Raw genomic sequence first — 9,508 nt, forward strand, 5'->3', positions numbered from 1 at the left:
TCAGCCGCGCTCGGAGATCTGCTGCACGGCCCACTCGTTGCCGTCCGGGTCGCGGAAGAAGACGAAGCCGACGTTGTCCAGCGGGTGCGGCACCGGGCGCGGGTTCTGACCCATCACCTGGATCTCGCTCACCTCGACGCCCCGCTCGACCAGTTCGGCGTGCGCCCGCTCCAGGTCGGGCACGACGAGTTGCAGGCCCTTGAGGGAGCCCGGCGGCATCTCCGGTACGACGCCCCGGCCGAGGACGATCGAGCACCCGGAGCCCGGGGGAGTGAGTTGGACGATCCGCCCCGCGCCGCCCAGGTCCGTGTCGTGGTCGAGGACGAAGCCGAGCCGTTGCGCGTAGAACTCCTTGGCCCGGTCCACGTCGGAGACCGGTACGACCACCACTTCCAGCGTCCAGTTCATGTCGTCGCTCCTGTCGTCGAATCGGTGTGCAGCACTGCCGCGAGCCGGTCGAACGCCTCGCTCAGGCCGCGGGTCATCGGATAGCGCAGGACGGTGTCGCGGCCCTGCGCGGTGGCGTACCGCAGGTGGGTGACGACTGTGGTCCGGTCCGCCGAACCGGTGAAGTCGTGACGCACCAGCGTCTCGCCCGGATAGGACTGGTCGTCGAACAGCTCGGTGCAGACCAGCAGTGCGGGCGGGCCGACCTCCCGGTACGTGCCGCCCTGGGCCATCAGGTCGCCGTCCGGCCCTCGGGAGACGAACCGCCAGTGCCCGCCGACCCGCAGGTCCACCTCGCACTCGACCAGACGCCAGCCCCGCGCGCCCCACCAGCGGACCAGCAGCTCGGGCCGGGTGAAGGCGGCGAACACGAGACGGCGCGGAGCGGCGAAGTCGCGGCTGAGCCGGATCTCCCGGTCGCCGTGCAGCGTGACGGTCAGGCCGGTCACCGCTGCTCCCCGGCGGTCAGGTCGGCGAGCACCTCGTCCAGCCGCGCGTAGCTCTCCGCCCAGTAGTCCCGGTAGTCCGCCAGCCACGCGACGGCCTCCCGCAGCGGCCGGGCGTCGAGCCGGCAGGGGCGGCGCTGGGCGTCCCGGCCCCGGGTGACCAGGCCGGCGCGTTCGAGCACCTTCAGGTGCTTGGAGACGGCCGGCTGGCTCATCGCGAACGGCTCGGCCAGCTCGGTGACCGTCGCCTCCCCGGCGGCCAGCCGGGTGAGGATGGCCCGCCGGGTGGGGTCGGCGAGCGCGGCGAAGGTGGCGTCGAGCAGATCCGCGGACACTTTCATAACCCCCTGGTTGTGTAACCATTCGGTTCTACACGGCGGGAGCGCCCGGGTCAAGCGCGACAGGCCCCGGCGAACCGCCGGGGCCTGTCGGGGTAGAGGTGGATCAGCAGGCGTACGCCTCCAGCCGGTTGGCACGCTCCGGGTCGCGCAGCTTGAGCAGCGTGACCTTCTCGATCTGCCGGATCCGCTCCCGGGACAGGCCGAACTCGCGGCCCACCTCGTCCAGCGTGCGCTGCCGGCCGTCGTCCAGCCCGAAGCGCAGCCGGATCACCGCCTGCTCCCGCTGGGACAGCGTGGCCAGCACGATGCGGACCTCGTTGCGCAGCTCGCCGTTCGTGGCGGCGTCGCCCGGCTCGGCGCGCGGGTCGACAGCGGCGACGAAGTCGCCAAGCGCGCTCTCGCCGTCCTCGCCGACGGCCTGGTCCAGGCTGACCGGCTCCCGGTCGTAGGAGATCAGCTCGATCACCTGGAACTCCGGGATCTCCAGCGCCTTGGCGACCTCGCTCACGGTGGGCTCGCGGCCAAGCGACACCGACAGCTCGCGGCGCACCCGGACCATCCGGTTGACCTGCTCGACCATGTGCACGGGGATGCGGATGGTGCGGGCCTGGTCGGCCATGGCGCGGGTGATGGCCTGGCGGATCCACCAGGTGGCGTAGGTGGAGAACTTGTAGCCCTTGGTGTAGTCGAACTTCTCGACGGCGCGGATGAGGCCGAGGTTGCCTTCCTGGATGAGGTCGAGGAAGGCCATGCCGCGCCCGGTGTAGCGCTTGGCGATGCTCACCACCAGCCGCAGGTTGGCCTCCAGCAGGTGGTCCTTGGCGGCGCGGCCCTCGGCCGCGATCAACGCCAGGTCCGCGCGCAGCTCGGCGGAGACGGGGGTGCAGGTGGCCAGCTTCTCCTCGGCGAAGAGGCCGGCCTCGATCCGCTTGCTCAGCTCGACCTCCTGCGCCGCGGTGAGCAGCTTGGTGCGGCCGATGCCGTTCAGGTACGCCCGGACCAGGTCGGTGGAGACGCCGCGCTCGTCGGTGGCGTCGAGGTCCGTGAGGGTGACGTCCATGTCCTGGTGCTCGATCATCTGCTGGGTCATCTCTGTTCTCCCCGTGTCCGACGTGCCTACCGGTCCCGTGCCGCCCACGCGGTGGTGGCCGATGACAAACAGCTTGGCGGTCGGGGCGTGAGACGGGAGTGAGGCGATCGGAGACCCGACAGGAATCCTCGCGGGAATCCGGCATCCGCTTGCCCGGCGCGGTTACCGTGCCACCGACCGGCCGTCGGAGCCGGCCCGGCACTGATGATCGGAGAACGTGGTGGTCTTCAAGCGGCTCATGCAGGCGATGGGTGTGGGCGGACCGTCGGTCGAGACGGTGCTGGCCAACCCGAACTGTCGCCCGGGCGGCGTTCTGGAGGGCCGGATCCAGGTGGTCGGTGGCGACCACCCGGTGGACGTGAGCTACGTCGCACTCGGTCTGGTCACGCGGGTCGAGGTGGAGAGCTCCGATTCGGAGTACGACGTCAACCAGGAGTTCGGCCGGGCCCAGATGACCGGCCCGTTCCGGCTGGAGCCGGGGCAGCGTCACGACGTGCCGTTCCGCTACCAGGTGCCGTGGGAGACGCCGCTGACCGACCTGTACGGCCAGCACCTGCACGGCATGACGATGGGTCTGCGTACCGAGCTGGAGGTGGCCCGGGCGATGGACAAGGGCGACCTGGACCCGGTCGCGGTGCACCCGCTGCCGGCCCACGAGCGGCTGCTGGAGGCACTGCTACGGCTGGGCTTCCGCTTCGCGCGCGCCGACGTCGAGCGTGGACACATCTACGGCCTGCACCAGCAGTTGCCCTTCTACCAGGAGATCGAGTTCTACCCGGCGCCGCAGTACGCGGGCGCGATGAACCAGCTGGAGGTCACCTTCGTGACCGATCCGCGTCAGATCCACGTGGTGCTGGAGCTGGACAAGCGGGGCGGCCTGTTCACCGAGGGCCGCGACGCGTTCGGCCGGTTCACAGTGGACCACGCGACGGCGGACCGCACGGACTGGGCCGCCCAGCTCGACGGCTGGCTGCGTCAGTCGCTGTCCCGCCGGGGGTTGTTCTTCTGATCCTCCTCAGAGGTCCAGCACGAGGGTCCGGGGACCGACGTTGACGCTCTCCACCAGCATGTGGGCGCGGAAACGGCCGGTCTCCACCTTCGCGCCCCGGGCGCGCAGCTGTTCGACCACGGCGTCCACCAGGGGCTCGGCCACCTCGGCCGGCGCGGCGGCGGTCCAGCTCGGCCGCCGGCCCTTGCGGGCGTCGCCGTAGAGCGTGAACTGGCTGACCACGAGCAGCGGCGCCCCGACGTCGGCGGCGCTGCGCTCGTCGTCGAGGATCCGCAGCTCGTGCAGCTTGCGGGCCATGGTGGCGGCCACCTGCGGGGTGTCGGTGTGGGTGACGCCGAGCAGCACCAGCAGCCCGTCGGCGATCTCACCGGTCACCTCGTCGTCGACTGTCACCCGGGCCCGGCCGACGGTCTGCACCACCGCCCGCATCAGTCGGTCACCGGCTCGACGATGCCGCGCTCGACCAGGTGCGCCACGATCGGCCCGGCCGCCTCGGCCGCCTCGGCCAGCTCGTCCGGTGCCACGTCGTGCGCGGCGGCCAGCAGGGCGAGCTGGTCGCGCAGCGCCAGCCGGCCGTCGGCGCCGCCGACCAGGGCGAGCACCAGCGGGTCGATCTCCTCCGACCAGCGCAGCCCGCGTAGCATGGCCAGGACCTGCCGGTCGACGGCCCAGCCGTCGTCGCCCATGGTGGCCTCCTGCCGCAGCTGGAGCCCGTCGGCGGCGCGGTAGCGGGCGGCGAGCAGGCCCTCGGTGTCCCGGGCGCGCAGCCAGTCCTGCCGGGCGAACCACTCGCCGATCCGGTCGCCCAGCGGCGGCTCGACCCGCTGGCGCAGGTCCTCCACCCGGACCACCGGCTGGTCCTGGCCGGAGCGGCGCAGCGAGACGATGCCGAAGCCGATCGCCTCGACCTTGTGCGCGTCGAACCAGTCCAGCCAGGCCGCCATCCGCTGCGGGTCGGCGCTCTCGCCGACGTCGGTGAGCCAGAGGTTCACGTACGCCATCGGGTCGGCCACCTCGCGCTGGATCACCCAGGCGTCCAGGCCGGTGCCGGCGAACCAGCCGGTGACCCGCTCGGCCCAGTCCTCGCCGGTGACGTGCACCCAGTTCGCCAGGTACTGCATGGTGCCGCCCTCGGTGAGCAGGCCCGGCGCGGCGGCGGCCAGCTCCGCGCCGATCGCGTCGCCGACCCGGCCGGAGTCGCGGTAGACGTGCGTGGTGGTGCCCGGGCCGACCACGAACGGCGGGTTGCTGACCACGAGGTCGAAGCGGCGCCCGGCCACCGGTGCGACCATGTCGCCGCGCAGCAGCTCCCAGTCCTGCCCGTTGAGCGCGGCGGTGGTGGCGGCGAACCGCAGCGCCCGCTCGGAGACGTCGGTGGCGGTGACCCGGCGGGCGTGGGTGCCCAGGTGCAGCGCCTGGACACCGGAGCCGGTGCCGAGGTCGAGCGCGGTGTCCACGGTCGGGCGTACGGTGGCCGAGATCAGCGTCTGGGTGGCGCCGCCGATGCCCAGCACGTGCTCGGCGTGCAGCGGTCGCCCGGGCCGGGCGCTGGCCGGCACGTCGGCGAGCACCCACCACTCGTCGCCGTACGGCTCCAGGTCGACCCCGGCACGCAGGCCGTCGCCGTGCCGCTCCACGATGCCCCCGGCCAGCGCCTCGTCCACTGCGAGCGGGGCCAGCGCGGCGGCCACCGCCGCCTCCGGCTCGGTCTGGTCGCAGATGAACACCCGGATCAGCGTGGCCAGCCGGTCCCGGTCCTCGGTGGCGCGCAGCGCGGCCCGGTAGTCGTTGCGGGCCACCGCGCCGGTGGCCTGCGGGCCCAGGCGGTCGGCGATCCCGTTGGCGGTGAAGCGGGCGAGCGTCAGCGCGGTGCGCAGCGCGTCGACCCCGGCGGGGGAGAGCAGCATGTCGTGACGGTCCACGTGCTCATCCTGCCCCGGGCGCCGTCCGGCGTGGCGCGGCACCCGCCGAATCCATAATGTCGACCGCATCTATCGGCGGCTATCTCTTTCATGTTTATCGATCTCTGGCTAGCATTCCTGCCAACATCCGTCGATGGGGCGATCCGGCCACAAACCGGGCCGCCCGGTAGGGAGCCAGACGATGCCCGACGTGTCCCTTCCCCGGCGGCGCGCGCTGCGTGCGCTCGCCGTCACGGCCGCCGCCGCGGCCTTCGCCGCCGCCGCCTCCACGCCCGCTCTCGCCGCGCCCACCGGGGAGATCCGGTACGCCGGCGCCGCCGACGCCGTCAGCGGCAGCTACGTGGTCGTGCTCAAGGGCGACGCGGTCGGCACCGCGAACACCCTCGCCGCCCGTACCGCCGTGCCGGACCGGGCCGCCGGCCTGGCCAAGCGCTACGGCGGCAACGTCGGCACGGTGTGGAGCTCCGCTCTCACCGGCTACAGCGCGAAGATGACGCCCGCCCAGGCCCGCCGGCTCGCCGCCGACCCGGCCGTCAAGTACGTCGAGCAGGACCGCGTCATGACCACCCAGGGCACCCAGACCGGCGCCACCTGGGGCCTCGACCGGATCGACCAGCGCAACCTGCCGCTGAACAGCACCTACACCTACCCGAACACCGCCAGCAACGTGCGCGCCTACATCATCGACACGGGCATCCGCACCACGCACAGCGACTTCGGCGGCCGGGCCACCTGGGGCACCAACACGGTCGACACCAACAACACCGACTGCAACGGCCACGGCACGCACGTCGCCGGCACCGTCGGCGGCACCAAGTACGGCGTGGCCAAGAGCGTGCGCCTGGTGGCCGTCAAGGTGCTCAACTGCTCCGGCAGCGGCACCACCGCCGGCGTGATCAGCGGCGTCAACTGGGTCACCTCGAACGCGGTGAAGCCGGCCGTGGCGAACATGAGCCTCGGCGGCGGCGCCAGCACCACGCTGGACAACGCGGTGGCCAACTCGATCAACTCCGGCATCACGTACGCGCTCGCGGCCGGCAACTCCAGCGCCAACGCGTGCAACTCGTCGCCGGCCCGGGTCGCCTCGGCGATCACTGTGGGTGCCACCACCAGCACCGACGCCCGTGCCTCCTACTCGAACTACGGCTCCTGCGTGGACATCTTCGCCCCGGGCTCGTCGATCACCTCGGCGTGGCGGACCAGCGACACCGCCACCAACTCGATCAGCGGCACCTCGATGGCGTCCCCGCACGTGGCCGGCGCGGCGGCGCTCGTGCTGTCCGCGAACACCTCCTACACCCCGGCTCAGGTGGCCAGCTACCTGACCAGCAACGCCACCACCGGCAAGGTGACCAGCCCGGGCTCGGGCTCGCCGAACCGGCTGCTCTTCGTCGTCAACTGACGACACGGGTGACCTGACCACACCGTGGGCCGCGGCCCGGTGGACCTCGCAGAGGTTCGCCGGGCCGCGGCACGTCGTCGGGGAGTCGGCGCCCGCGACGGGCGGCGGGCGGCGGGCGGCGCGGCAGGATGGTCCACCATGACGCTCTCCCCGCCCATCGACCCGCAGGCCGACGAACTTCTGGCGCGCAGCCCGCTGGCCCTGCTCCTCGGCGTGCTGGGCCGGCAGGGGCGTTGACCATGGAAACGCCTGACCCCGGCTCAACGGGCACCTCGCCAGCCCGGTGAGCGATCACTACATCCGGCTGGTGCCCACGGATCCGAACTGGCAGCCGGACCCCCGAGCCGCAGCCGCCGTCGTCGCCTACGTGGCGAGCCTGTTCTCCGGGCCCGGTGACGCGGTCGACGAGGTGAAACACACCTTCTACGACAGAGTCACCTTGATAGACGCCGGCATGTACACGGAGCGGATCACGTGCCCGCGCTGTGCCGGAACCATCAGCGTGGATTGGCTCGGCGACCTGGTCCGCGACAACGGCACGAGTTTCGACCACCTGGACGTGGCAGTGCCCTGCTGCGGTGCCGTGGTGGAGCTGAACACCTTGCATTACGAGGAGCCGATCGGCTTCGCTCGCTTCGAGGTGAGCGCCTTGAACGCGACCAGGGCGAGATACGAACTCGACACCGACGAACTGGCCCGCGCGGCCGACCTTCTGGGTCACCCGGTCGCGCAGATCCTCGCGCACTACTAGCCCACTCTCGTCCCGCTCCTGCTGACAAGACCCCACGCGCCGTCGGCAGGGATGTGCCCGGAGCCGCCCGATCGACGGCAGGATGGTCCCCATGACGCTGTCACTGCCCATCGACCCGCAGGCGAACGAATTGCTGACGCGCAGCCCGCTGGCCCTGCTCCTCGGCATGGTGCTGGACCAGCAGGTGCCGATGGAGAAAGCGTTCTCCTCCCCGCACGTGCTGGCGCAGCGGCTCGGCCACGAGCCGGACGCCGCGGAGCTGGCCGGGTACGACCCGGAGGCGCTCGTGGAGATCTTCGCCCGGCCGCCCGCGCTGCACCGCTTCCCCAAGGCGATGGCGGCCCGCGTGCAGGAGGTGTGCCGGGCGCTCGTCGAGCGTTACGACGGCGACCCGGCCCGGCTCTGGTCCGACGTGACCGACGGCCGGGACCTGCTGCGCCGGGTGGGCGAGCTGCCCGGGTTCGGCCGGCAGAAGGCGCAGATCTTCGTCGCGCTGCTCGGCAAGCGGTTCGGGATCACCCCGGACGGCTGGCGCGAGGCGGCCGGTGACTACGGCGACGCGGACGCCCACCGGTCGGTCGCGGACGTGACCGATCCGGAGTCGCTGCGCCGGGTACGCGAGTTCAAGCAGCGGATGAAGGCGGAGGCGAAGGCCGCGAAGGGCTGATCCGCCGCGCGCCGCCGCAACCGGCCCGCCGCCGCTGTCGTTTGTTGCCAGGACGGGGGACGGGGGCGGACGATGACCGAGCAGCGGGGCGGGGCGCTGCTGCGTACCGCGTCCAGTCCCGGGCGGGCCACCTTCCTGGAGCTCTTCTTCGACCTGGTCTTCGTGTTCGCGCTGACCCGGGTCTCGCAGCGCCTGATCAACGGCATCGACGGCTCCGCCGGCGCGGTGGCCGCCGACGTGGGCAAGACCCTGCTGCTGTTCCTGGTGCTCTGGCAGGTCTGGACGATCACCACCTGGGTCACCAGCCGGTACGAGCCGGAGCGCGCCGTCATCCAGGTCGTCGTGGTCGGCACCATGTTCGGCAGCCTGGTGCTGGGCGTGACGCTGCCCCGCGCCCTGGAGGAGCGGGCGCTGCCGTTCGCGCTCGCGTACGTGGTGGTGATGGTCGGCCGGCCGCTGCTGATCGCGGCGGCGTTGCGCGGCCACCCGCGGCGTCTGGTCCCGGTGCGGCTGGCCGCCTGGGCGGCGGCCAGCGCCCCGCTGTGGATCGCCGGCGCGCTGCTGCCCGGTCCCCGCCTGGCGCTGTGGGTCGTCGCGCTGGCGGTGGACCACCTCGGCACCTTGCTGGGCTGGCCGCTGCCGTGGATCGGGGCGTCGCCCATCCGGCAGTGGCTCGTCGCCGGGGAGCACCTCGCCGAGCGCTACCAGCAGATCTTCCTCATCGCGCTCGGCGAGTCGATCCTGGTGATCGGCGTGACCTACAGCGGGAAGGAGTTCTCCGGCGACGCGGCGGTGGCGTTCGCCATCTCGTTCGTGATCACGGCGTTGCTCTGGCGCATCTACTTCTACCGGGCCGGTCACCTGCTGGCGGAGGCGCTGCGGATGGCCGGCACGCCGGGGCGGCTGGCCGAGTCGGCGGCGCAGACCCATCTGTTCATGGTGCTCGGCGTGCTCAGCGCCGCTGTCGGCTACGAGCTGGTCATCGCCCACCCGTACGACACGGCCCGGCCGAGCTGGCTGGTCTTCGTGGTGGGTGGCCCGGCGCTGTTCCTGGCCGCCCGGTCCCGGTTCGAGTACGAGATCTTCGGCCGGGTGTCCCGCCCCCGGCTGGCCGGGCTGCTGGTCCTGGTGCTGCTCCTGCCCGTGCTGGCGGCCGTGCCGGCGATGTTCGCGCTCGGCGCGGTGGCCCTCGTGCTGGCGCTCGTCGCGTTCGCCGACGCCCGCCGGGCCTGGCACCGGCCGCCGGAGCCCTCCGCCTCGCCGATCGGGCGGGAGACGCTCGGCGAGGCCGGCCCGGAGGCGTGAGCGGATGCTCCTATGGATGTCAAGGGGTGTTGAGGGCGGTGTAGTCGGCGAGGAGGGCGGTGTGGACCTCGCGGATGATGTAGCGCTTGAGGCAGCGGATGATCTCTTTGTTGGTGAGGCCTTGTTTG

Annotated in this window: 11 protein-coding genes; 5 read left to right on the forward strand and 6 right to left on the reverse strand. The window is 72.3% G+C overall.

Translation table 11 applies throughout. From position 1 onward, the window contains the following. The 4 genes from F8279_RS17675 to sigB all read right to left on the reverse strand — a co-directional run bounded on the left by F8279_RS17675 (position 1) and on the right by sigB (position 2,324). Entirely contained in the window at positions 1-408 is a 408-nt protein-coding gene (locus tag F8279_RS17675; RefSeq protein ID WP_151500521.1) for a VOC family protein, read from the reverse strand. Further along, entirely contained in the window at positions 405-896 is a 492-nt protein-coding gene (locus F8279_RS17680) for an SRPBCC family protein (protein ID WP_151500522.1), read from the reverse strand. Before F8279_RS17680 ends, F8279_RS17675 begins: the two co-directional genes overlap by 4 nt. Then, entirely contained in the window at positions 893-1,234 is a 342-nt protein-coding gene (locus tag F8279_RS17685) for a helix-turn-helix transcriptional regulator (protein ID WP_225853317.1), read from the reverse strand. Before F8279_RS17685 ends, F8279_RS17680 begins: the two co-directional genes overlap by 4 nt. Before the next feature lie 103 nt (positions 1,235-1,337). Beyond that, positions 1,338-2,324, reverse strand: coding sequence for an RNA polymerase sigma factor SigB (sigB, locus tag F8279_RS17690; protein WP_091419934.1), 987 nt, complete (start codon positions 2,322-2,324; stop codon positions 1,338-1,340). 220 nt (positions 2,325-2,544) lie between these two features. Here sigB and F8279_RS17695 point away from each other — a divergent pair, with 220 nt between their 5' ends. Beyond that, positions 2,545-3,333: a sporulation protein gene (locus tag F8279_RS17695; protein ID WP_091420258.1), complete on the forward strand. Its 789-nt coding sequence runs from the start codon at positions 2,545-2,547 to the stop codon at positions 3,331-3,333. A gap of 6 nt (positions 3,334-3,339) precedes the next feature. Here the strand turns inward: F8279_RS17695 and dtd are convergent, their stop codons facing one another. Both dtd and F8279_RS17705 read right to left on the reverse strand, forming a co-directional pair. Further along, positions 3,340-3,762, reverse strand: a complete 423-nt coding sequence (gene dtd / locus F8279_RS17700; RefSeq protein ID WP_013474500.1) for a D-aminoacyl-tRNA deacylase — start codon at positions 3,760-3,762, stop codon at positions 3,340-3,342. After that, positions 3,762-5,255, reverse strand: coding sequence for a methyltransferase (locus F8279_RS17705; protein ID WP_175438705.1), 1,494 nt, complete (start codon positions 5,253-5,255; stop codon positions 3,762-3,764). Before F8279_RS17705 ends, dtd begins: the two co-directional genes overlap by 1 nt. Before the next feature lie 181 nt (positions 5,256-5,436). Here F8279_RS17705 and F8279_RS17710 point away from each other — a divergent pair, with 181 nt between their 5' ends. The 4 genes from F8279_RS17710 (at position 5,437) to F8279_RS17730 (ending at position 9,380) form a co-directional block, all read left to right on the forward strand. After that, positions 5,437-6,657: a S8 family peptidase gene (locus F8279_RS17710; protein WP_091419936.1), complete on the forward strand. Its 1,221-nt coding sequence runs from the start codon at positions 5,437-5,439 to the stop codon at positions 6,655-6,657. Positions 6,658-6,940: 283 nt separating this feature from the next. Next, positions 6,941-7,408, forward strand: a complete 468-nt coding sequence (locus F8279_RS17720) for a hypothetical protein (protein ID WP_151500523.1) — start codon at positions 6,941-6,943, stop codon at positions 7,406-7,408. A gap of 82 nt (positions 7,409-7,490) precedes the next feature. Next, positions 7,491-8,075, forward strand: coding sequence for an HhH-GPD-type base excision DNA repair protein (locus tag F8279_RS17725; protein ID WP_151500524.1), 585 nt, complete (start codon positions 7,491-7,493; stop codon positions 8,073-8,075). 72 nt (positions 8,076-8,147) lie between these two features. Further along, complete coding sequence (locus F8279_RS17730; protein WP_151500525.1) at positions 8,148-9,380, forward strand: low temperature requirement protein A; 1,233 nt, start codon at positions 8,148-8,150, stop codon at positions 9,378-9,380. Positions 9,381-9,508: the final 128 nt, after the last annotated feature.

Origin of the sequence: Micromonospora sp. AMSO1212t (genome assembly GCF_008868145.1) — a bacterium.
In the GTDB taxonomy this organism is placed as follows: domain Bacteria; phylum Actinomycetota; class Actinomycetes; order Mycobacteriales; family Micromonosporaceae; genus Micromonospora; species Micromonospora tulbaghiae.

Coding starts and splice junctions, on each gene's coding strand:
- F8279_RS17675 (WP_151500521.1), bottom strand. CDS start 408: ATGAACTGGACGCTGGAAGTGGTGGTCGTACCGGTCTCCGACGTGGAC.
- F8279_RS17685 (WP_225853317.1), bottom strand. CDS start 1,234: ATGAAAGTGTCCGCGGATCTGCTCGACGCCACCTTCGCCGCGCTCGCC.
- sigB (WP_091419934.1), bottom strand. CDS start 2,324: ATGACCCAGCAGATGATCGAGCACCAGGACATGGACGTCACCCTCACG.
- dtd (WP_013474500.1), bottom strand. CDS start 3,762: ATGCGGGCGGTGGTGCAGACCGTCGGCCGGGCCCGGGTGACAGTCGAC.
- F8279_RS17710 (WP_091419936.1), top strand. CDS start 5,437: ATGCCCGACGTGTCCCTTCCCCGGCGGCGCGCGCTGCGTGCGCTCGCC.
- F8279_RS17725 (WP_151500524.1), top strand. CDS start 7,491: ATGGTCCCCATGACGCTGTCACTGCCCATCGACCCGCAGGCGAACGAA.
- F8279_RS17730 (WP_151500525.1), top strand. CDS start 8,148: ATGACCGAGCAGCGGGGCGGGGCGCTGCTGCGTACCGCGTCCAGTCCC.